Genomic DNA, 21,168 nt, shown 5'->3' with positions numbered 1-21,168 from the left:
TTAAGAATATAGCCAGATTAAACACTTATTTTTTATTTCCCCTTGGATGAGCTTTAGCATGCACTTTCTTTAATTCAGCAATACTATTATGCGTATATACCTGGGTTGATGCCAGACTAGAATGACCCAATAATTCTTTGACCGCATTTAAATCTGCACCTTTGTTCAAAAGATGTGTTGCAAACGTATGCCTAAGAATATGCGGACTCGTTTTCACCTTTGAGGAAACCTCTCTAAAATACTTTTTTATTAATCTATAAACAAGTGTTTCATATAATTTATTACCTGACAAAGTCAAAAACATATATGAACCGTCATTAATTTCCTTTAAATCCTTTCTGTTATCCAAATAAATCTTAAACTTTTCCTTTGTTTCCAAAAGCATTGGCACAAGTCGCTCTTTATTTCTTTTCCCCAGCACCTTTATGGTCATATTCGCAAAATCTACATCTGACACTTTTAAAGAAATAACCTCTGCCCTACGCATACCAGTAACATAAAGAACATGTATTAATAATTCATCCCGCACCCCTTCAAAATCATCAGCATATTCAATTTCAGATAATACTTTCTCCATCTCAAGCTCAGAAAAAGGAATCTCTATCTTTTTTGCTGTCTTTAATGCTCTGTGCATACTCAAAGGACTAACAGTAATCACATCAATTTTTTGAAGGAATTTGAAATACGCCTTCAATGATGAAATTTTCCTATTTATTGTCCTATTATCAATCTGCTTTTCAGACAATTCTACTATCCAATGACGAATTAAAACATATTCTACCGTATCAATATCTTCAATCTCATAATTGGCCCCACAAAAATTCTTAAACTCCAGAACATCATTTTGGTACGCCTTAACCGTATGTGCAGAGTATTTTTTCTCTAATGTGAGGTATGATATAAATTCTGATAAATACATTACCTAAAGGTATCAAAGTTTTAAATTACTTGATTATGGAGCAAAAAAAATCCCGCAAATTGCGGGATTTTTATTTTCTAAAACAAAGCCTAAACTTCTTCTTGATCTCTTAGACCTTGAATATATTCTGCTTTTTGTATCTGTGCTCTACGCTCAACTGAAGGTTTTGTGAACTGTTGACGCTTACGCAACTGTCTCATTGTACCTGTCTTATCAAACTTACGCTTGAAACGCTTTAAAGCTCTATCGATGTTTTCTCCTTCTTTTACTGGTATTATTAACATGGGCTACAACCTCCTTTCTTTATGATTAAGGCTGCAAATATACTAACTATATTTAAATGGGCAACCTTTAATCTATTTTTTAAACTATAAAATTTCTAGAACTAAACCGTAGCCGGCTTATATTCTTTTTTATCAATGATAATCTTAGAAATTATTTCCCTTAATATTTCAGATGTTCCACCACCAATAGGTCCTAACCTGCTGTCTCTAAAATTTCGTGCCATGGGGTAGTCCTCAATATACCCGTAACCACCTAAAAATTGTAAACACTCATAAGCAACCTCATCTGCAACCTTTGTGGATTTCAATTTTGAAATAGTGGCTTCTTTCACCACATATTGCCCCTTATCCAATTTATAGGCTACAGAGTAATTATACTCTTTACACATATCTATATCCGCATAAAGATCAACAACCCTATGCCTTAACGCTTGAAATTGATTGATAGATTTACCAAACGCCTCTCTTTCTGACATATAATTCAATGCATACTCCAAAACATGCTCAGAACGGGCATGGGCATTTACCCCCATGATCAACCTTTCTAATGAAAAGTGCTCCATTATATAAGAAAAGCCCATATTTTCAACACCCATTAAATTCTCAACAGGTATTTTAACATTATCAAAAGCCAATTCTGCAGTATCGGATGCTCGCCAACCCAGTTTATTCAACTTATTAGCCGTTACACCTTCACTGTTTCTATCTACTGCAAATATGCTTATTCCTTTATTCCCTAATTCAGGATTTGTTTTAGCCGCAACAATCATATAATCCGCATAAACCCCATTAGTAATAAAGGTCTTAGAACCATTTAAAACATAATGATCACCTTTTTTAATTGCAGTTGTTCTCATTGCAGCTACATCACTACCACCAAAAGGTTCAGATATACATAAACAGCCAATTTTATCACCATCTACACTTGGACGCAGATATTTTTCCTTTAAAAAAGAATCTGCCTCTTTGTTCAAGTGGGTCATTGCCAAATATGCATGTGCCCATATTGCCGCCGCAAATCCTCCAGAATTAATTTTCTGAAGTTCCTCTAACAGTATAATAGTATAAAAGAGATCAAGTCCAAGTCCACCATCTTCTTCAGGAGTTGCCAAACCAAAATAGCCCATATCCCCAAACTTCTTCCAAATAAACCTTTCTATAGTCCCTGTTTCTTCCCACTTGTCTATATGGGAAACTACTTCTTTTTGTAAAAAATCTTTAAGGCTGGCCCTAAATAATTGATGTTCTTCGGTGAAGTACATACTTTGCATAGCGTTATTTTTATAATGACAAATATAAGGCAATTCTATCAATACGCTCTATAGGAAAATTTTCTATTTTTGATAATTCGTTCAAAGAATTGATACTTCCGTTGAGATTACGATAATTTACTATGCTTTCTGATACGTGTTTTTGAAGATATATCAATTTTGACAATTCTGAAGCAGTTGCAATATTTACGTTAATTTTCACGATTTTTGGTTTACTGATCACCCTGAACTCATTCAAAGTTCTTTTTACCACATCTTTTTCAAGACCATAAACATCATACAATTGCTCATCGATTAAAAAACCACCCAACCTATCTCTAAATTTTATAATCCTAGCAGACAATTTCTCACCAATTCCACTTATTTTCTGCAAGTCTTGCGCAGTAACAGCGTTCAAATCCTTCAAAACTACTTTATTGACCTTTTCAGATTTAATAGACCTAGACTCATGGGTAGATTTAGGTTTAGCATTTTGTGTCCATTCCGGAAACTTGAAATCCTTAGAGATTACATTTAATAAGGAATCTGAAACCTTGGTAACCTCCTGAAACTCTTCCGCTGAATTCACAAACTTATTTCGCTTTCTATATTCATGTAGCCTATCAATCTCTTCTATTGTCATACCCAAAGAATATCCTTTAAAATCAGTAATAAAATTAGGATTAAATGGGTAGACACGCTCCTTATTATTCTTTGCTGCTATGGTTTTTAGAGAATCTACCTGGACCTGAAGGGAATTTTCTAAAATTAAAGGACCTGACACTTTTGAAGAATAGGATCTGTAGACATAGTAACCTATTTGAACAAGGATAAGCAATAACAACAAAAAGAAAATCCCACTTCGTTCTTGTTTATTAAACTTGAAGTGGGATTTGAGATTTTTCAAAATCTATAAAAATATTAGTACACCTTTTTAATGGCTGTCAAATACCTATCAAAACTCTTCTTAACCTTAGGAAAAAGGATAAGCAGACCTATCATATTTGGAAATACCAATGCCAAAATCATAGCATCTGAAAACTTGATTACAGCGTCTAGCGTTGCTGCCGCACCAATAACCACGAACATTAAGAAAAGAACCTTATACACGATATCTGCAGTTTTCCCTCTTCCAAACAAATATTTCCAAGATTGAAGTCCGTAATAAGACCAAGATATCATTGTTGAAAAGGCAAATAGTATAATTGCAATGGTAAGTACATATCTAAACCCAGGTATTACAGAGTCATATGCCATTGAAGTTAAGTCCACACCACCAACATATGCTCCAGTATCATTTAACATTACCGTACTACCAATACCATTACCATAATCAAAAGCACCGGCATCCATATTAAAGAAAATGATCACTAACGCGGTCATAGTACAAATGACCACGGTATCAATAAACGGTTCCAATAACGCTACTATACCTTCACTTGCCGGATATCTTGTCTTTACCGCCGAGTGTGCTATTGCAGCAGACCCTGCTCCAGCCTCATTAGAGAAAGCCGCTCTTTGAAAACCTACAATGATAACCCCAATAATACCACCAATTGCAGCATCTGGAGAAAACGCACCAGCGAAAATCATCCCGAACGCATCACCTATATACTTTATGTTTGCAAATATGATTACCAAAGAAGCCAATACATAAATACCTGCCATAAAAGGAACTATCTTTTCTGTAACACTGGCAATCTTTTTAATTCCTCCAATGATTACAATACCTACCAATACTGCAAGTATTACTCCAATAATCACACCTGTAGCCCCACCTTCTAAATTTAACATTGAAGTCAATTGTACGGCAGCTTGATTAGATTGAAAAGCGTTACCACCACCAAAAGATGCACCCACACATAGCACTGCGAAGATACCGGCTAAAATTTTACCTAAAATCTTAAAGTTACTTTCACTAAGTCCACGCGACAAATAGTACATTGGACCACCGTAAACAGTGCCATCAGGACCTACATCACGATATTTAACCCCTAAAGTACATTCTACAAATTTTGTTGACATACCAATAAGTCCGCAAGCGATCATCCAAAATGTTGCCCCAGGACCACCCAAAGCAATTGCTACGGCAACCCCCGCTATATTACCCAGACCTACTGTACCAGAAACAGCAGTTGCCAAAGCTTGAAAGTGACTTACCTCACCCTCTTCACTTTCGTCTCTAATAGTATCAGGTATATCACCATCTTCGGTCATATGCTGCTGGACTTTTTCCAGCCCGTATTTTTCAATTTCCTCATATTTACCCCTTACAACATTAATTGCCAATGGAAATTTAGTTATACCCGGAAATTTGAAATAAATGGTAAAAAAGGTAGCTCCTGCTATCAAAAGAATCAATACAATTGGTATGTTATACCCGGCAATTGGAACAGAAGTCAATACTGTAGCTTCCCACCATGTTGCAAAAGGCATAAAGGCGTCATTTACTTTTTCATCCAAACCTTTTTCTTGTGCAATTGAAAGAAATGGTATTAACAGTGTTAATAGAGTTAGAAGTCTATACTTCATAAGTTTTAAAATTTTTTGAATTAGTCAGTTAGTCTAGCAATATCCTAAAAATAATGGATGCAATCAAATATATATGATAGAAAGATGATTATTCTATATGGAACATCTCGTTTAATTTTTTAATTTGTTCCGGTCTTCCCAGCACAATGACCTTACTTTTTGGTTGCAGTTCCATATCCGCTTCTGGGTTGATGATATAATTACCATCAGGTGATATGTAACCTATTATGGTACATCCGGTTTTTCTTCTTAAATCCAAATCCCTTAAAGAGTTACATTCTATTTGATCCGAAAAATCTTCTATTGCCACTTCCTCTAGGTTAGTAGTGTTTTCTCCTTCTGTGGAAAGCTTGTCCATAAATGTTATTAAATCTGGCATCACTACTAAGGATGCCATATGGTCTCCACCTATTTTATCTGGCATAATTACTTTATTAGCACCTGCCAAAAACAATTTTTTCTGAGAATTTACTAAAGAAGCTCTGCTTATAATGAATAGATTTTTCTTCATTTGCCTTGCCGATAAAACTACAAACAGATTAGCTGCATCATCAGGTAATGTTGCTATTAAAAATTTTGCTCGCTCTATACCTGCCTGCAATAGCACATCATCATCATTTGCATCGCCTTCAATAAACAATACGTCATCTTCAAACCTTTCTATTATCTCCTTATCTTTTTCTATTACCACAAAAGGTCGCCTATACGCCTTTAATTTTTCTGCCGCTTGCATTCCATTTCGCCCAAAACCACAGACGATCACATGCTGATTTAAATTTTCGATAGCATTCTTCATTTTCTTCTTTTTAAGCAGTTCTACTGAATTTCTGGAAAGTAGGTATTCGGTGACTATTGATATCGCAAAACCAACTATAAATACACTTGTAACTATAAGAATTATTGTAAAGATCTTGCCTTCTGGTCCCATAGGCCTTACTTCGGAAAACCCTACAGTAGTGACCGTAATTATAGTCATATAAAAAGCATCTACCCAACTATAATCTGCAATAAACCTATAGCCCAACACACCAAAGGTCAAAACCATTAGCATTAATGTCAGTGCCAAATATATTTTAGACCGAAATAAGTTTATCATACATTACAGATCAAAGACTGAATTTCGTTTGGTATAAACAAGATCCTTAATTTTCAACCAAAAGGCGAGAAAAAGATAAAGAGCAAAACCAAAACCTACCGTTACAAAGGTCAGATAAATAAAAGAAGTTCTAACCACTCTTGCCCTTATACCTAAGCGCTCGGCAATTCTACCGCACACTTCGAATCCTCTTTTTTGAAAATAAAGCAATAATTTATAGAATACATTCATTGCGTATAAAATTAGACTTTTACATTCAATAAAGATGCACCTATGGCACAATCTAAACATTTATCTTTTGTACAGTAATTATTGTACAATTGAAGATAGGCTTGAGAATCTTTAGCACTAAAGATTGATGTTTCTAATTTATCAAAGTTAGCTATAATACTGTTTTCTTCCTTTTTAATTTTAGCCATCATTTTAAATAAACCTTCATTATCCTGAGCGCCCTTATACCTATTGTAAGCAAACTTTAAAGGTATTATGGTATTAATGATCAATAAATTTAAAAATGAATTTGATATTTTCTTTTTGCCTTTTTTAGAGTTCTTACCAAAATTATAATGGGTATCCCAATATTGAGAAGTACCTACTTTAAAATATTCCTGAAAATCTAACTCATTATTTTCAATTAATGAATGGAATAAATTATTATTCTCAGCATAAATGGCACTCAATTGGGCTAATCTTATAGTAGGAAAGTTCATTGGTCTAAGCCTAAAATATTCTGGGGACTTGAAAACCGAGATCAAATTAAACTTATGGCTCAGAAAAGTATATTCCTTTTTTAATTCATTTAAGTACTGATCATCATCTATGGTAGTTTCCAATAAATTTGCCTGCCCTAAAAGCAAGCTTTCCATCTGAAGTGGCTTTTTATACAATTTTCTAATGATCGAAAAATCAATAGACTTGCCTATTTCAACAAATATTTCACGATTAATTTTTGAACCGAAAGATTTTAATAACATTAAAAACAAAACTTGTTCCCAGTTATTATTGGTATAGCACAATAGTTCATTAATGTAGACCGATTTTTGTTCTAGACGCTCTATAAACAAGCGATCTAACCAATTATTCCTTATAAATCCGTCTACCTTGTCAAAATCATTTTCACAGTTTATGAACCTATGGTTTTTAACATTGAACAATTTTTGATAATTCTCTAGCACTTGCACAGGAATATAGTTCTTAAGGGAAAGTGTTGGTATTTGACCTCCATCTTTTCTATATACACCTATATCATCTTCCCATACTACATGTAAAATTACATTATCATAATTACGATCTTCTTGATGGTTATGCGCATACCAGTCTGATGATTTTACATGTATCTCAACATTACCTGCCCACAATTGACCATTCAACTCTAGTTGCGCGTTAAAAAAATCAGGACCACTTAAATGATTATGGCTCCCGGCAGACTTTATGTAAACGGGTTCATTAGATGTAGTTTCTAATCCATTTACTGGATATTTTTTGTACTTCCATATAAAATGAAGCAAATCTTCCTTCATTTCATAAAAATAAAAAACCCGCTGTAAAGCGGGCATATTTTCTTAAAGAAATAAAATTAAGCGGTTTCACCTTCCCAATTCATAAATCCGCCTTGAAGATTAAAAGCCTTATCAAAACCTAAATTCTTCATAATTGCACAAGCTTGACCACTTCTATTACCAGACCTACAATACACGTAATAATTTTTGGTCTTATCTAACTTCTCAAGTTCAGCCACAAACTCTTGTCCTTTATAGATATCTATATTAATTGAATTAGGAATTATACCTTCCTCTACTTCTTCTTCTGTTCTTACATCGAGAATTATTGCATTAGAATCTTTCTCCAATTGCTCTTCCCATTCTTGTTGTGATAAATCTGCCATAGTGTAAATTATATACCGTAAAAATAATCGATTTTTATTTATTTATACCTCACAACTATTTTTAACAAAAAATTAATCTGAACAATCACTAATCCTAACAAAATAACTTTACATTTGTATATACAATTATTGTACACACATGAATGTAGAGGAAATTTTAAAAACAAACAAAAAAATGCCGTTGGCCAAACGGACATTAATTCATGTAGCTCTGGTAGCCAATAAACTAAATGAGGAAGTTTCTATGGTGTTGAAGCCATTTGACATTTCGGTTCAGCAGTTTAATGTACTAAGAATATTAAGAGGTCAAAATGGAAAACCTGCAAATCTTTCTACCATTAATGAGCGAATGGTTACTAAAATGAGTAACACTACCCGCTTAGTAGATAAGCTAATTTTAAAGGGGTATGTTAACAGAACCGTATGCGAAAAAAATAGAAGAAAAGTAGAAATTGTAATTACCGAAGATGGATTGAACATCTTAAAACAAATTGATGGAATACTTTTTGAAGCAGAAGAAAATATGCTTAAAAATTTTACAGAAGAAGAGTTACATCAATTCAATGAATTATTAGATAAATTTTAAGCATAACTATGAATACGATATTAAATAAATTAAACTGGCGCTATGCCACTAAAAAATTCGATAGCTCTAAACAAGTTAGTAAGGCTGATCTAGACACTTTACTAGAAGGGGCAAAACTAACAGCCTCCTCTTATGGTTTACAACCTTATGAAATTTATGTTATTAAAAATGATAATATTAGACAAGAGTTAAGAAAAGCTTCATACAACCAACCACAAATTACCGATTCATCTTACCTTTTCGTTTTTGCTAACAAACCTAATTTTGACGAAGCATTAATTGACGATTATATAGATAATATTGTAAGCACTAGAGGGGTTACAAAAGAAGATCTTGAGGGGTATTCCCAAAGTATGAAATCTGCACTATTAGACCTACCTAATGACGATAAAAATAAATGGTCATCTAACCAAGCATATATTGTGTTAGGAAACTTAATGACCCTTGCTGCAGAAATGGAAATAGATACTTGCCCAATGGAAGGTTTTAATAAAGAACAGTATAATAAAATTTTGGGCTTAACCAAAAAAGGTCTAAACGCAGCAGTAGTTTTAGCTGTCGGTTATAGATCAACCGAAGACGATACGCAACACTACCCAAAGGTGAGACATTCACAAGAACAAATAATTACACACATATAAATTAAACACAATCATTTAAAATTAGAAACATGAAAAAATCATTATTAAGTTTAGTATTCGTAGCTGTTTTTGGCTTCTCTGCAACCGCTACCACCCCAATTGATGGCGAAAAGAAAGAAGTAAAAGTCAGCGAAAGTAAAGTTACCTGGAAAGGATATAAGGTTACTGGTTCACATGATGGAAACATTAATCTAAAATCTGGTCACTTAGAAATGAAGGGCAAAAAATTAGTTGGTGGAGAATTCGTAGTTGATATGACTTCTATAGTTGTTACCGACCTAGAAGCAGGAAAAGGAAAAGAAAAATTAGAGGGACACTTGAAGTCTGCAGATTTCTTTGGTGTTGAAAGTAACCCTACTTCCAAATTGGTTTTTACTTCGGTTAAACCCATGAACGATAACTCATATACGGTAACCGGTGACCTTACAATTAAAGGAATTACCAAGCCTGTTACTTTAGTTGTATCTATGTTTGAAAATAAGGCTTCAGCTACGCTTAAAATAGATAGAACTAAATATGATATTAAATATGGCTCAGGAAGCTTTTTTGATAATTTAGGTGACAAAGCTATTTATGATGACTTTGATTTAGTGGTAGATTTAGCACTATAAGCTTTAGATAGCTATAAAACTTGTGGAATTACAACAATTTAAAATCCCTTTGAGATATATTCAAAGGGATTTTTATTTTTGATAAGGTAAAGTTTGTAAGTTTAAATTTCCTTTTTATATTTGAACCTCAATGAAAAATTTAATCGCAAATACTTGGTGGTGGAACAACTTACGAAAAACATCGTGAGCAAAGCATCATTGTAGTAAAACTATATAAAGGCTTGTCATCACGACAAGCCTTCTTTATTTTATAAAAGTACCTATGGCCTATCAATTTAAAACATACCATAAAAAAATTCTTGCCGATACGGTAACACCGGTAAGTGTTTATTTAAAAATTAGAGACCGTTTTCCAAATAGTATTCTTTTGGAAAGTAGCGACTATCATGCCAATAACAACAGTTTCTCATATATCTGCTGCAATCCAATTGCATCAATTAAAGTGGAAAACGAAATCATTACAAAACAATTTCCCGATGGTGCGGTTGAAGAAATTCAAATAACACCAGAAATAGACGTTGTTGAAAGTATTGATTCTTTCAGCAAAGCTTTTAAGGCAGATAGCAATGATTATAAATTCATTAATAATGGACTATTTGGTTATATGTCATATGATGCAGTTCGGTATTTTGAAGATTTGGAAATATCTCAAAAATCAGATTCGGTAAGCATACCAGATGTGTATTATGCGGTTTACCAAAACATTATTGCAATCAATCATTACAAAAACGAAGCATACCTTTTTGCGCATTGCTATAATACCGATAATAACATTCCAGAACTAGAACAACTACTAAATATTAGAAATTTTGCCACTTACAACTTTAAAATAGATGGTGACCGAAAGTCTAATCTTAAAGATGAGGAATATAGAGAGCATGTTGCTTTGGCAAAAAAACACTGTCAACGTGGCGATGTATTTCAGTTGGTTTTAAGTAGACGTTTTTCGCAAGGTTTTAAAGGTGATGAATTTAATGTTTATAGAGCTTTGCGCTCGGTAAATCCTTCGCCCTATTTGTTTTATTTTGATTTCGGGGATTTTAAAATTTTTGGAAGTTCACCTGAAGCGCAACTTATTGTAAGCGAAGGCAAAGCCGAAATTCACCCTATAGCCGGTACTTTTAAAAGAACTGGTAATGATGAACAAGATGCACAACTCGCCAAAGAGCTAAAGACCGATGACAAAGAGAATAGTGAGCACGTTATGCTGGTAGATTTAGCTAGGAACGACTTGAGCAGAAATGGTAATGTAGTTAAAGTCGAGAATTATAGGGAAGTACAGTTTTTCTCTCACGTGATCCATTTGGTATCTAAAGTTACAGGCATGAAAAAACCAGATATACCTACCATGAAAGTGGTGGCAGACACTTTTCCTGCAGGTACATTGAGTGGCGCCCCAAAACATATGGCCATGCAGCTTATTGAAAAATATGAGAAGACTAGCAGGGGATATTATGGTGGAGCCATAGGTTTTATGGATTTCTCTGGAAACTTTAACCATGCCATAATGATCAGAACGTTTTTAAGCAAAAATCATAATCTCCATTATCAAGCTGGTGCAGGTCTTGTTGCTGCTTCTGACCCAGAAAGTGAACTACAAGAAACGTATAACAAACTAGGTGCATTAACCAAGGCTTTAGAAATAGCAGAAGACATTTAAAATGAAAAAAATATTAGTCATAGACAATTACGACAGCTTTACTTATAACCTTGTTCATTATCTAGAAGAATTGGAATGCGAGGTCGTTGTAAAGCGTAATGACCAACTTACACTTGAAGAGATTGATGCTTTTGATAAAATTGTATTATCTCCCGGACCTGGTATTCCAGATGAAGCCGGACTTCTTAAACCAATTATAGAAAAGTATGCCCCAACCAAAAGTATTTTTGGGGTATGCCTAGGTCAACAAGCAATAGCGGAAGTTTTTGGAGGATCATTGATCAATCTAAAGGAAGTATACCACGGCATAGCCACTAAGATCTACATTACCAAAGATGCCGTAATTTTTAAAGATATTCCCAAAGAAATAGAAGTTGGCAGATATCATTCATGGGTCGTAGACACTAATTTACCAGATGTTCTAGAAGCAACATCAGTAGATGAAAACGGACAAATAATGTCTTTACAACACAAAAAATACGACGTACATGCGGTACAATTTCATCCAGAATCCGTACTTACTCCTCAAGGAAAAAAAATGTTAGAGAACTGGCTGAACGCTTAAATCATAATTAAAGCGAACTAAACTTAAGGTTGAACTGTATAGTATTTAAAAAATGAAAGAAACATTAAATAAGCTCATAAATCACGAGATACTTTCCAAAGAAGATGCAAAGCGCATATTAGTCAATATTGCTAAAGGCGACTACAACACAAGTCAAATAGCAGCTTTTTTGACCGTTTATATGATGCGAAGTATTACCATTGAAGAATTAGAAGGGTTTAGAGATGCATTGCTAGATTTATGCTTGGCAGTAGATTTATCTGCTTACAACCCCATAGACCTTTGCGGTACTGGTGGTGATGGCAAAGACACTTTTAATATTTCTACATTGGCATCTTTTGTTACTGCCGGTGCCGGTGTAAAAGTTACCAAACATGGCAACTATGGTGTTTCCTCTAAATGCGGAAGTAGTAATGTAATGGAGTTTTTAGGAATCAAGTTCAGTAACAATGCCGGCTTTTTAGAAAAATGTATTGATGAGGCTGGTATTTGTGTATTACATGCGCCCCTATTTCATCCGGCTATGAAAAACGTTGCCCCTATTCGTAAAGATCTGGCGGTAAAAACATTCTTTAATATGTTAGGGCCTATGGTAAATCCTGCATTTCCAAAAAACCAAATGGTAGGTGTTTTTAACCTTGAATTAGCTCGTATGTACGGATACCTTTATCAAAAAACAGATAAAAATTTCACCGTATTACATGCCTTGGACGGTTATGATGAAATATCATTGACAGGAAATACCAAAACTATTTCTAACCATACCGAAACAATGCTAAAGCCTTCTGATTTTGGGGTGCCCGAAATTAAACAAACCGATATTGTCGGCGGTGACGGCATTGAATCTTCCGCTCAAATTTTTATGAATGTATTACAAGGTAAAGGCACAGAAGCGCAAAATAATGTAGTTTGTGCCAATGCCGGTATTGCCATAGCCACAGTAAACAACCTAACTCCTATTCAAGGATTTGAAAAAGCCAAAGAATCTTTGTTGAGTGGAAAAGGATTGAACGCATTGAAAAAAATACAAGAGTTGAGCAAAAATTAAACAGCACACTTTGCGTCTCAATGAAATGGGATTATCTAAACACACATGTAATGAATATTCTAGACAAAATTGTAGCGGATAAACGAAAGGAAGTAGAATTGAAAAATTTGATTTTCCCTTCTTCACAATATGAACATTCTGTATTATTCAACAGAGAGACTTTTTCACTGGCTCAAGCTCTTAAAGATAGTGACACCGGTATTATTTCTGAATTTAAAAGAAGATCACCATCCAAAGAAAGCATCAATCAAAATGCAAATGTTGGGCAGGTTGCCATGGGGTATGAAAAAGCAGGTGTTTGTGGTATGAGCGTGCTTACCGATATTAAATATTTTGGTGGTTCTTTAGAAGACTTGATCATTGCAAGGGCATCGGCACAGTTACCGTTATTACGTAAGGAGTTCATAATTAGTGAATACCAAATTATAGAAGCCAAAGCTTATGGCGCAGATGTTATTCTTCTTATTGCTGCCGTGCTAACTAGAGAAGAAATAAAAAAATTCTCTGAATTGGCAAAAAGTTTAGGTTTAGATGTCTTATTAGAAGTACACAATGAAGACGAACTTCATAAATCAATCATGCCCAGCATAGATATGTTGGGAGTCAATAATAGAAATCTAAAGACTTTTGAAGTTAGCTTAGAGACCAGTAAATCGCTTTCATCCCTAATTCCTGATGATTTTGTAAAAGTATCTGAAAGCGGAATAAGTTCTATTGAAGCAATTAAGGAATTAAAAACGTTTGGTTATAAAGGATTTTTAATCGGAGAGAATTTTATGAAAACCGATACTCCAGGCGAGAGTGCCATTCAATTTATTAAAGATCTAAAAGAAATAAAATGAAACTCAAAATCTGCGGTATGAAACTAAATACTTCTGAAGTTGCACAATTGCGACCAGATTATCTTGGTTTTATATTTTGGGAACATTCAGCTAGATTTCTTGATGGGGAAATTCCCGAATTACCACACACTATCAACAAAGTAGGCGTTTTTGTTGATGCCGATATAGACTATATTATTACACTGGTCAAAAAACATCAATTACAGGGTCTTCAATTGCATGGTCACGAGAGCCCTGAATATTGTAGACAAGTTGCAGAAAAACTTATGAAGTTGAATAAAAAAATTGAGATCATTAAAGTATTTTCCATTAAAGATGAGTTTGATTTTGAAAGTTTAACGTCCTATGAAGATGTGTGCGATTTTTATCTTTTTGATACTAAAGGGAAACTCCCTGGGGGCAATGGCTATACCTTTAATTGGTCTGTCCTTAAGAATTATCCTTCTAACAAGCCTTTTTTTTTAAGTGGGGGAATTGGTTTGAACAGTCTTGATAAAATTAATGAGTTTATGAAATCACCCGAGTCTAAATTCTGCTATGCCATTGATGTAAATAGCAAATTTGAAATAAATCCAGGGTTAAAAAATATTGAAGAATTACAAAAGTTTAAAGAAGCGCTATGAATTATAATGCTGACGAAAAAGGATACTACGGTGAATTTGGTGGTGCCTATATACCGGAAATGTTGTACCCAAATGTAGAGGAACTACGCCAAAATTATTTAAAATTGATGCATGAAGATTCTTTTCAAAAAGAGTTTCATCAGCTGTTAAGAGATTATGTGGGTAGACCTTCCCCCCTATATTTTGCTAAACGCCTTTCTGAAAAACATGGTTGCAAAATATACTTAAAAAGAGAAGATCTTAATCATACTGGTGCACATAAAGTGAACAACACCATAGGTCAAATTCTTATGGCTCAAAAGTTGGGCAAAACAAGAATTATTGCCGAAACAGGTGCTGGACAACACGGTGTGGCTACGGCAACCGTTTGTGCTCTTATGGGTATGGAATGTATTGTTTACATGGGGGAAATAGATATTGCACGCCAAGCGCCAAATGTTGCCCGTATGAAAATGTTGGGTGCTGAAGTAAGACCTGCAAAATCTGGAAGCAGAACACTTAAAGATGCTACCAACGAAGCCATTAGAGATTGGATCAACAATCCGGTAAACACCCATTATATCATTGGTTCTGCCATTGGCCCGCACCCTTACCCAGATATGGTCACTCGTTTTCAATCGGTAATATCCGAGGAAATAAAATGGCAGTTAAAAGAGAAAGAAGGTCGTGAAAACCCAGATTACGTGGTAGCTTGTATTGGTGGTGGCAGTAATGCCGCAGGTACCTATTATCATTTTCTACACGAGCCTGAGGTTGGCATTATTGCAGTTGAAGCTGCAGGTAAAGGCGTGGATTCTGGTGAGAGCGCAGCAACATCCGCCCTTGGTAAAGTAGGAATCATTCATGGATGTAAAACCATGTTGATGCAAACCATAGATGGACAAATTACCGAGCCTTACTCCATTTCTGCCGGATTAGATTATCCTGGCGTTGGTCCTATGCATTCTCACCTTTACAAATCTGGTCGTGCAGAGTTTTATTCGGCTACAGATGATGAAGCCATGGCTGCAGGATTGGAATTATCAAAATTAGAAGGTATTATTCCCGCTATAGAAACAGGGCATGCATTTGCCATTTTTGAACATAGGAAATTCAAAAAAGACGATGTGGTCGTTATTAGCCTTTCCGGCCGTGGAGATAAAGATCTGAACACTTATATTGATTACTTTAAGTTAGCATAACCTTATTATGAGCAATAGAATAACATCAAAATTAAAAGAAGATAAAAAGCTTCTATCTATATATTTTACAGCTGGTTACCCATCATTAAACAACACAGTAAAAATCATTGAAGATTTAGAAATCAATGGTGTTGATATGATTGAAATAGGATTACCGTTCAGTGATCCTTTGGCAGACGGACCAACAATTCAAGAAAGTTCTACCGCCGCTTTGAAAAATGGAATGACCACCGAAATTCTTTTTAGTCAACTGAAAGATATTCGTAAAACGGTTTCTATACCATTGATTATTATGGGATACTTTAACCCCATGTTGCAATACGGTGTTGAGGCATTTTGTAAAAAGTGTCAAGAAATTGGAATTGACGGACTCATTTTACCAGATTTACCGTTAGATGTTTACCAGGAAGAATACGAGGAAATTTTTAAAAAACACGGACTCTTAAACGTATTTCTAATTACGCCGCAGACCAGTGATGACCGTATTCACCAAATAGACAATGCCTCTAACGGATTTATCTATATGGTAAGTTCTGCAAGTGTTACAGGATCAAAATCTGGCTTTGGTCAAGAGCAAGAAAGTTATTTTGAGCGCATTGCCAAAATGAATTTAAAAAACCCACAAATTGTCGGTTTTGGAATTAAAGACGAAGAAACATTTAAGCAAGCAACCAAAACCGCTAAAGGTGCAATAATTGGTTCTGCCTTTATTAAACATTTAACGGCTAATGGCGTAGACTCCATTTCAGAATTTGTGAATACTATTCGTTAGAAACCAACTCAATATTTCAATATTTCAAGGTATAAAAGTAGCTAGTCTTCATTCGCTTTTATACCTTTTTTCTTAGCATAGGTTTGAAAATGAGGCAGCTATCCTATTTAGAGATGACACCTTAATCTTTCTAACATCAAATCTCAATCAACGATCTTTTAACAATAGTATCCTTTAACATATGTAAGGTATGTTTTAGATGTTCTTTTCACTGCTTTTTGCTTACTTTTAAAGAATATATTTACATGAACAACCATGAAAAAACTTCTTACACTTACATTCCTTTTATTACTTTTTACCGCTCATTCTCAAGACTCCATTTTAATAAAATCTAAAGTAGCGAATGCCATTGGCGAATTAAGGGAATTTGTGGCAATACCTAATGATGCATTAAATGCAGACGATATTGATTCTAACCTTTATTGGCTGAGAAAAAAATTCACTGAACGTGGCTTTAATAGTACCATTTTAGAAACTGAAGGCCTACCGTTGTTTTTTGCCGCCTTACCCATGGACGACAACAAGCCAACTATTTTGTTCTATATGCATTTAGATGGGCAATCTGTAGACGCTTCAAAATGGGATCAACCAGATCCGTATAAAGTAGTTTTAAAATCCAAAACCGAAGACGATTGGAAAACTGAATCTTTCTCAGAACTTAACGACGATATAAATTATGACTGGCGCCTTTTTGGAAGATCAACTTCAGACGATAAAGGACCTATTATCATGTTCTTAAATGCTATAGACGCACTTAAAAAAGATGCTATAGACATACCTTTTAATGTAAAGGTAATTCTAGATAGCGAAGAAGAAAAAAGTAGCGCACCATTACCACAAGCGGTGCGCACGTATAAAGATTTATTGAAAGCCGATTTTTTGGTGATAAACGATGGTCCGGTTCACGTTTCCGGGAAACCAACAATAGTTTATGGTTGTAGAGGAATCACAACATTATCAATAACAACTCACGGACCTATAAAACCACAACATAGTGGTCATTACGGAAACTACGCTCCTAACCCTGGTTTTCAATTGGCACAGCTACTAGCAACAATGAAAGATACCAATGGAAAAGTTCTTATAAAAGGATATTATGATGGAATTTCATTAGATGATGCAACATTAGCTATTTTAAAAAGCGTTCCGGACAATGCCGATGTCATCAATAGCAATTTAGCCATCTCTAACCCAGAAAAGGTTGGCGGTTTTTATCAAGAAGCATTGCAATACCCTTCTTTAAATATTAGAGGACTAGGCTCTGGCTGGGTTGGAGAAAAAGCAAGAACAATTGTGCCGGCCACCGCCACAGCTGAATTAGATTTAAGGTTAGTACCTGAAAGTGATGGTACAAAACTTAAAAACCTTGTAAAAGAACACATAAAAAATCAAGGTTTTCATGTAATGAGTACGGAACCCACTCTGGAAGACCGCCTAAAATTTGATAAAATTGTTACTATTAAGGAAGGCTCAGTTACGGATGCTTTTAGAACCGATCTAAATAACCCTTTTGGAAATAACATAGTTAAAACCATGGAATCCAAATTTGGAGAAAAACCTGTTCAAATCCGTATAATGGGCGGTACTGTACCTATTTCACCATTTATCAATGAACTAAAAATTCCTGCATTCATAATTCCCATGGTAAACCCAGATAACAATCAACATAGCCCCAATGAGAATTTAAAAATTGGACAAATTGCGTATGGTATAAAATTGTTTTATGCATTACTTAGCCCAAGTGAAAATGAATAATTTAGTTTAACATTCTATAACAAAGCTTTATCAACCAATTAACGGAGTTCTCATTTTCAATTTGTTATCTTAAATATGAACCTAAAAAATTGAAATTATGGGAATTATAAAAGATAATAAAAAGTTTAAAAGAAAAGTAGAACAGAATAACCCAACAAATCCGACGGGGAATACCAATATAGACACAAACGATTTTGATATAGATAAGGAGACTATTAAAAATCAACAGAATAAAAAATAGTACACTATATCCAACAAAGTAAAAAGCCCGATTCAAAATATTGAATCGGGCTTTTATTAGGATGTTATTTTTATAAAAAACTATGCTGAGTTTCTACTAGCATTGATATTACCGTATAGTGATCTGGTAACAATCTTTTCGTACAATTCTTTATACTCCGTACCTTCTCCAATCCTTTGAAGCGCATATTGTTGAATAACCAATAAAGGCAAGACTATACTCTCACGAATTTTGATGGACTCCCTAGAAATTGCTTCTTTCTTCATTAATATTTCCATGCCAGATAGTTTTAGAAGCATTGCTTTAGATAATTCATATTCTGCATGAAGAATCTCCCAAAAAGCACCATACTCCTTATTTTCTTTCATGTAACTGGTCAATTCAAAATAACATTTGGTAAGACTCATCATACTGTTCATCATCAAAGCTTGAAAGAACGGTACTTCTTGGTACAACCTTTTGGCCTCTTCAAATCTTCCATCTTTTTCAAGTTTCTCAAGAGCAGTACCAATACCATAATAACCTGGTACGTTCTGCTTTAATTGACTCCATGACCCTACAAATGAAATTGCCCTTAAATCAGACAATTCAAGTTTAGCCTTATTTCCTCTTTTTCCAGGTCTACTACCAATATTTGCTTTTGTGTAATATTTAAGCGTACTCATGTTTTCCAAGTACGGCATAAACTTATCATGGTGTTTTAGATCATCATACTTTTTAAAACTTAGTTCTGACAGCTCTTCAATCAACTCTCTATCAGCATCAGATATAACAATTTCTTTTCCTAAAATTGTGTTAGACAATCCGGCGGTCAATAGTTGCTCACTATTATAAATAAACTGTTCTTTGGTACCATAAGTACTTGTTATGGTCTGCCCTTGAATAGTTAATTGAATTTCATTGTTCGCCACTTTATTGGTCTGGGCAGCATAAAAACGATGCGTTTTTCCACCTCCTCTTGCCGGTGGACCTCCCCTACCATCAAAAAATACGGCAGCAATATCATTCTGATCACAAACCTCTGAAAGCTCTTCTTTTGTCTTTAAAATTGACCAGTTGGCTTTTAAATAGCCCCCATCTTTAGTTCCATCGGAAAATCCAAGCATTATAGTCTGCTTTTTATTTCTATTTTCTAAATGGGCCATATACTCAGGTAAACTGAATAAAAACTTCATGGTATCTTGAGCTGTATCCATTCCGTTCATTGTTTCGAACAACGGCACTATATCAAACGTTATTTCTTTGTCTGCCCAGCCACACCATCTAAACAGTGCGTAAACAAACAAAATGGAATACTTATCTTCAGAATTACTGATAATGTATCTATTACATCCTTCTTCTCCATTTTTAGCCTGTATGGTCTGTAATTGAAGTATGTTCTTAATAGTATCTTTTACAATATCTTCTTCATAATCATCTGCTACCAAATTTAAATTCTTATGCAAAAGAATATCCAATAATTCCTCGTCAGATAACTCACTTAGCTCATCATTTATAAAACCATTCTTTTTTAATACTTCTACCATTACTTTGGTATGCATACTATGGTCTTGACGTATGTCTATTGTAGCAAAGTGCACCTTGAATATCTTTACCTTATCAATAAATTTTTCCAAATCTTTTAGATAAAGACTTTGGTATTTTTCTATTAATATGGATTGTATTTCTTCCAAAGGAACAATTAAATCTTCATAACCAATATCCTTAGAACTATCGAACATGGCCGTGTATAAATTACCCCTAAGCTTCTGCAACGGTTCTTGTACATCTTTAAAGGTAAGTTTATGCACCAAACCTTTAAGGTCATTATAATAGCACTTCATTAACGTTAAACGAAGCTCGTTCATTACATCTCTGGTGATATCTGCAGTTACAAACGGATTTCCATCTCTATCGCCGCCAGGCCAAAAACCTAACTTGACAATATCATGATTTTCAAAATTCTTTGACCCTGTACTACCCTTGATATAAGCATACATATCACCAATTGCATCATAATATACATGTCTTAGCGTGTAGATTATATTTTTGGCTTCATCTAAAGGTGTCGGTTTTTTTGCATTGATCAAAGACGTAAGACCTAGTTGTTGAAGACCTACATCTATTTCATCAATTTTATCTTCTAATATTAAAGTTCTAAGGTTTGTAATGATATCTAAAACTGCCGGAGTATAAAATTGTGTTGGGTGCGCCGTTAAAACTATACGTGCACTGAACGTACTCAACTTGTCCCAAATAGTATCCCAAGATTTATTTTTTTCAACCAACTGAAAATAATCTTTTAATGACAATGAACTAGAATGCTTGTGTAACTTTGGGAACGCCGCATCTTCTACACTATCATAAAGAACAACTTGTCTTTCTACATACTGTATGATGCGAAACATAAAGTCTATTTGTTCTTTTTCTGATTTTATTTCTACAAAATTCTCGAAAAAATTCTCAAGAATTTCTTTTGGGTTTAGTCCGTCACTTAACCCCTTTTCAGATTGATTCAGTAATAAAGGAATCAACATACCTACATTTTCAATATTCTCGTAGGGAAGGTTTAAGAATAGACTATTGTAAACATTAAATTTATTTTGAACAGATTTCTTAAATTCTGCTAATCTTTCTTTTTGTTGCATATATTAAAAAACTTTTAGTCGTACCATTACGACAAACTCTTTAAATTTCG

General features: G+C 34.4%; 22 protein-coding genes. 12 read left to right on the top strand and 10 right to left on the bottom strand.

Annotation, left to right across the window (positions count from 1 at the left end):
• Positions 1 to 25: 25 nt before the first annotated feature.
• The 9 genes from VBZ51_RS16300 to VBZ51_RS16260 form a co-directional block, all read right to left on the bottom strand.
• Entirely contained in the window at positions 26 to 919 is an 894-nt protein-coding gene (locus VBZ51_RS16300; protein WP_416577603.1) for a tyrosine-type recombinase/integrase, read from the bottom strand.
• An 89-nt stretch (positions 920 to 1,008) separates the two neighbouring features.
• On the bottom strand, positions 1,009 to 1,203 hold the full coding sequence (rpsU, locus tag VBZ51_RS16295; protein ID WP_058105996.1) for a 30S ribosomal protein S21: 195 nt from the start codon (positions 1,201 to 1,203) through the stop codon (positions 1,009 to 1,011).
• Positions 1,204 to 1,304: 101 nt separating this feature from the next.
• On the bottom strand, positions 1,305 to 2,474 hold the full coding sequence (locus VBZ51_RS16290; protein WP_416577602.1) for an acyl-CoA dehydrogenase family protein: 1,170 nt from the start codon (positions 2,472 to 2,474) through the stop codon (positions 1,305 to 1,307).
• Positions 2,475 to 2,484: 10 nt separating this feature from the next.
• Positions 2,485 to 3,237, bottom strand: a complete 753-nt coding sequence (locus VBZ51_RS16285; RefSeq protein ID WP_416577601.1) for a ComEA family DNA-binding protein — start codon at positions 3,235 to 3,237, stop codon at positions 2,485 to 2,487.
• Positions 3,238 to 3,374: 137 nt separating this feature from the next.
• The gene (locus VBZ51_RS16280; protein ID WP_210706587.1) at positions 3,375 to 4,985 is read right to left on the bottom strand and encodes an alanine/glycine:cation symporter family protein; all 1,611 of its coding nucleotides are present in this window, start codon (positions 4,983 to 4,985) and stop codon (positions 3,375 to 3,377) included.
• Positions 4,986 to 5,073: 88 nt separating this feature from the next.
• Positions 5,074 to 6,081 (bottom strand): potassium channel family protein, encoded by a 1,008-nt coding sequence (locus VBZ51_RS16275; RefSeq protein ID WP_058105993.1) that lies wholly within the window; start codon positions 6,079 to 6,081, stop codon positions 5,074 to 5,076.
• A gap of 3 nt (positions 6,082 to 6,084) precedes the next feature.
• Entirely contained in the window at positions 6,085 to 6,312 is a 228-nt protein-coding gene (locus tag VBZ51_RS16270) for a PspC domain-containing protein (protein ID WP_058105992.1), read from the bottom strand.
• Positions 6,313 to 6,323: 11 nt separating this feature from the next.
• Positions 6,324 to 7,601: a DUF2851 family protein gene (locus VBZ51_RS16265; protein WP_416577600.1), complete on the bottom strand. Its 1,278-nt coding sequence runs from the start codon at positions 7,599 to 7,601 to the stop codon at positions 6,324 to 6,326.
• Positions 7,602 to 7,657: 56 nt separating this feature from the next.
• Positions 7,658 to 7,966 (bottom strand): rhodanese-like domain-containing protein, encoded by a 309-nt coding sequence (locus VBZ51_RS16260; RefSeq protein WP_058105991.1) that lies wholly within the window; start codon positions 7,964 to 7,966, stop codon positions 7,658 to 7,660.
• Between the two features lie 139 nt (positions 7,967 to 8,105).
• Between VBZ51_RS16260 and VBZ51_RS16255 the strand changes: the two genes are divergently transcribed.
• From VBZ51_RS16255 to VBZ51_RS16200, 12 genes are all read left to right on the top strand, one after another.
• Positions 8,106 to 8,552 carry a MarR family winged helix-turn-helix transcriptional regulator gene (locus tag VBZ51_RS16255; protein WP_058105990.1) on the top strand — a complete coding sequence of 149 codons (447 nt, stop codon included), beginning with the start codon at positions 8,106 to 8,108 and terminating at the stop codon, positions 8,550 to 8,552.
• An 8-nt stretch (positions 8,553 to 8,560) separates the two neighbouring features.
• Positions 8,561 to 9,193, top strand: a complete 633-nt coding sequence (locus VBZ51_RS16250; protein WP_416577599.1) for an NAD(P)H-dependent oxidoreductase — start codon at positions 8,561 to 8,563, stop codon at positions 9,191 to 9,193.
• Between the two features lie 29 nt (positions 9,194 to 9,222).
• Positions 9,223 to 9,804, top strand: coding sequence for a YceI family protein (locus VBZ51_RS16245; protein WP_172822514.1), 582 nt, complete (start codon positions 9,223 to 9,225; stop codon positions 9,802 to 9,804).
• A gap of 262 nt (positions 9,805 to 10,066) precedes the next feature.
• Positions 10,067 to 11,464 carry an anthranilate synthase component I family protein gene (locus VBZ51_RS16240; RefSeq protein ID WP_348100098.1) on the top strand — a complete coding sequence of 466 codons (1,398 nt, stop codon included), beginning with the start codon at positions 10,067 to 10,069 and terminating at the stop codon, positions 11,462 to 11,464.
• A 1-nt stretch (position 11,465) separates the two neighbouring features.
• Positions 11,466 to 12,029 (top strand): anthranilate synthase component II, encoded by a 564-nt coding sequence (locus tag VBZ51_RS16235; RefSeq protein ID WP_416577598.1) that lies wholly within the window; start codon positions 11,466 to 11,468, stop codon positions 12,027 to 12,029.
• Positions 12,030 to 12,081: 52 nt separating this feature from the next.
• Positions 12,082 to 13,077: an anthranilate phosphoribosyltransferase gene (gene trpD, locus VBZ51_RS16230; RefSeq protein ID WP_074669762.1), complete on the top strand. Its 996-nt coding sequence runs from the start codon at positions 12,082 to 12,084 to the stop codon at positions 13,075 to 13,077.
• 50 nt (positions 13,078 to 13,127) lie between these two features.
• On the top strand, positions 13,128 to 13,919 hold the full coding sequence (gene trpC / locus VBZ51_RS16225; RefSeq protein ID WP_416577597.1) for an indole-3-glycerol phosphate synthase TrpC: 792 nt from the start codon (positions 13,128 to 13,130) through the stop codon (positions 13,917 to 13,919).
• Positions 13,916 to 14,542, top strand: a complete 627-nt coding sequence (locus VBZ51_RS16220; protein WP_416577596.1) for a phosphoribosylanthranilate isomerase — start codon at positions 13,916 to 13,918, stop codon at positions 14,540 to 14,542. Before trpC ends, VBZ51_RS16220 begins: the two co-directional genes overlap by 4 nt.
• Positions 14,539 to 15,723 (top strand): tryptophan synthase subunit beta, encoded by a 1,185-nt coding sequence (gene trpB, locus VBZ51_RS16215; protein ID WP_416577595.1) that lies wholly within the window; start codon positions 14,539 to 14,541, stop codon positions 15,721 to 15,723. Before VBZ51_RS16220 ends, trpB begins: the two co-directional genes overlap by 4 nt.
• A gap of 7 nt (positions 15,724 to 15,730) precedes the next feature.
• Positions 15,731 to 16,495 (top strand): tryptophan synthase subunit alpha, encoded by a 765-nt coding sequence (gene trpA, locus VBZ51_RS16210; protein ID WP_416577594.1) that lies wholly within the window; start codon positions 15,731 to 15,733, stop codon positions 16,493 to 16,495.
• Between the two features lie 255 nt (positions 16,496 to 16,750).
• Positions 16,751 to 18,250 (top strand): M20/M25/M40 family metallo-hydrolase, encoded by a 1,500-nt coding sequence (locus tag VBZ51_RS16205; RefSeq protein WP_416577593.1) that lies wholly within the window; start codon positions 16,751 to 16,753, stop codon positions 18,248 to 18,250.
• A gap of 97 nt (positions 18,251 to 18,347) precedes the next feature.
• Positions 18,348 to 18,491, top strand: a complete 144-nt coding sequence (locus VBZ51_RS16200; RefSeq protein WP_416577592.1) for a hypothetical protein — start codon at positions 18,348 to 18,350, stop codon at positions 18,489 to 18,491.
• An 80-nt stretch (positions 18,492 to 18,571) separates the two neighbouring features.
• On the opposite strand, the gene VBZ51_RS16195 is transcribed toward VBZ51_RS16200, so the two are convergent.
• Positions 18,572 to 21,118 (bottom strand): phosphoenolpyruvate carboxylase, encoded by a 2,547-nt coding sequence (locus VBZ51_RS16195; RefSeq protein ID WP_058105978.1) that lies wholly within the window; start codon positions 21,116 to 21,118, stop codon positions 18,572 to 18,574.
• Positions 21,119 to 21,168 lie beyond the last annotated feature (50 nt).

It is taken from the genome of Maribacter sp. HS (genome assembly GCF_048059195.1).
GTDB lineage: Bacteria > Bacteroidota > Bacteroidia > Flavobacteriales > Flavobacteriaceae > Maribacter > Maribacter dokdonensis.
The sequence above is the reverse complement of the archived record's forward strand: the minus strand, read 5'-3'. Positions and strand labels throughout refer to the sequence as shown.

Bases quoted from the DNA above. Each gene is read 5' to 3' on its own strand.
- VBZ51_RS16275 (WP_058105993.1), bottom strand. From the start codon at position 6,081: ATGATAAACTTATTTCGGTCTAAAATATATTTGGCACTGACATTAATG.
- VBZ51_RS16195 (WP_058105978.1), bottom strand. From the start codon at position 21,118: ATGCAACAAAAAGAAAGATTAGCAGAATTTAAGAAATCTGTTCAAAAT.
- trpA (WP_416577594.1), top strand. From the start codon at position 15,731: ATGAGCAATAGAATAACATCAAAATTAAAAGAAGATAAAAAGCTTCTA.
- VBZ51_RS16245 (WP_172822514.1), top strand. From the start codon at position 9,223: ATGAAAAAATCATTATTAAGTTTAGTATTCGTAGCTGTTTTTGGCTTC.
- VBZ51_RS16250 (WP_416577599.1), top strand. From the start codon at position 8,561: ATGAATACGATATTAAATAAATTAAACTGGCGCTATGCCACTAAAAAA.
- VBZ51_RS16240 (WP_348100098.1), top strand. From the start codon at position 10,067: ATGGCCTATCAATTTAAAACATACCATAAAAAAATTCTTGCCGATACG.
- VBZ51_RS16260 (WP_058105991.1), bottom strand. From the start codon at position 7,966: ATGGCAGATTTATCACAACAAGAATGGGAAGAGCAATTGGAGAAAGAT.
- VBZ51_RS16235 (WP_416577598.1), top strand. From the start codon at position 11,466: ATGAAAAAAATATTAGTCATAGACAATTACGACAGCTTTACTTATAAC.
- VBZ51_RS16255 (WP_058105990.1), top strand. From the start codon at position 8,106: ATGAATGTAGAGGAAATTTTAAAAACAAACAAAAAAATGCCGTTGGCC.
- VBZ51_RS16220 (WP_416577596.1), top strand. From the start codon at position 13,916: ATGAAACTCAAAATCTGCGGTATGAAACTAAATACTTCTGAAGTTGCA.
- trpD (WP_074669762.1), top strand. From the start codon at position 12,082: ATGAAAGAAACATTAAATAAGCTCATAAATCACGAGATACTTTCCAAA.
- VBZ51_RS16205 (WP_416577593.1), top strand. From the start codon at position 16,751: ATGAAAAAACTTCTTACACTTACATTCCTTTTATTACTTTTTACCGCT.
- VBZ51_RS16200 (WP_416577592.1), top strand. From the start codon at position 18,348: ATGGGAATTATAAAAGATAATAAAAAGTTTAAAAGAAAAGTAGAACAG.
- trpC (WP_416577597.1), top strand. From the start codon at position 13,128: ATGAATATTCTAGACAAAATTGTAGCGGATAAACGAAAGGAAGTAGAA.
- VBZ51_RS16290 (WP_416577602.1), bottom strand. From the start codon at position 2,474: ATGCAAAGTATGTACTTCACCGAAGAACATCAATTATTTAGGGCCAGC.
- VBZ51_RS16265 (WP_416577600.1), bottom strand. From the start codon at position 7,601: ATGAAGGAAGATTTGCTTCATTTTATATGGAAGTACAAAAAATATCCA.
- rpsU (WP_058105996.1), bottom strand. From the start codon at position 1,203: ATGTTAATAATACCAGTAAAAGAAGGAGAAAACATCGATAGAGCTTTA.
- VBZ51_RS16270 (WP_058105992.1), bottom strand. From the start codon at position 6,312: ATGAATGTATTCTATAAATTATTGCTTTATTTTCAAAAAAGAGGATTC.
- VBZ51_RS16300 (WP_416577603.1), bottom strand. From the start codon at position 919: ATGTATTTATCAGAATTTATATCATACCTCACATTAGAGAAAAAATAC.
- VBZ51_RS16280 (WP_210706587.1), bottom strand. From the start codon at position 4,985: ATGAAGTATAGACTTCTAACTCTATTAACACTGTTAATACCATTTCTT.
- trpB (WP_416577595.1), top strand. From the start codon at position 14,539: ATGAATTATAATGCTGACGAAAAAGGATACTACGGTGAATTTGGTGGT.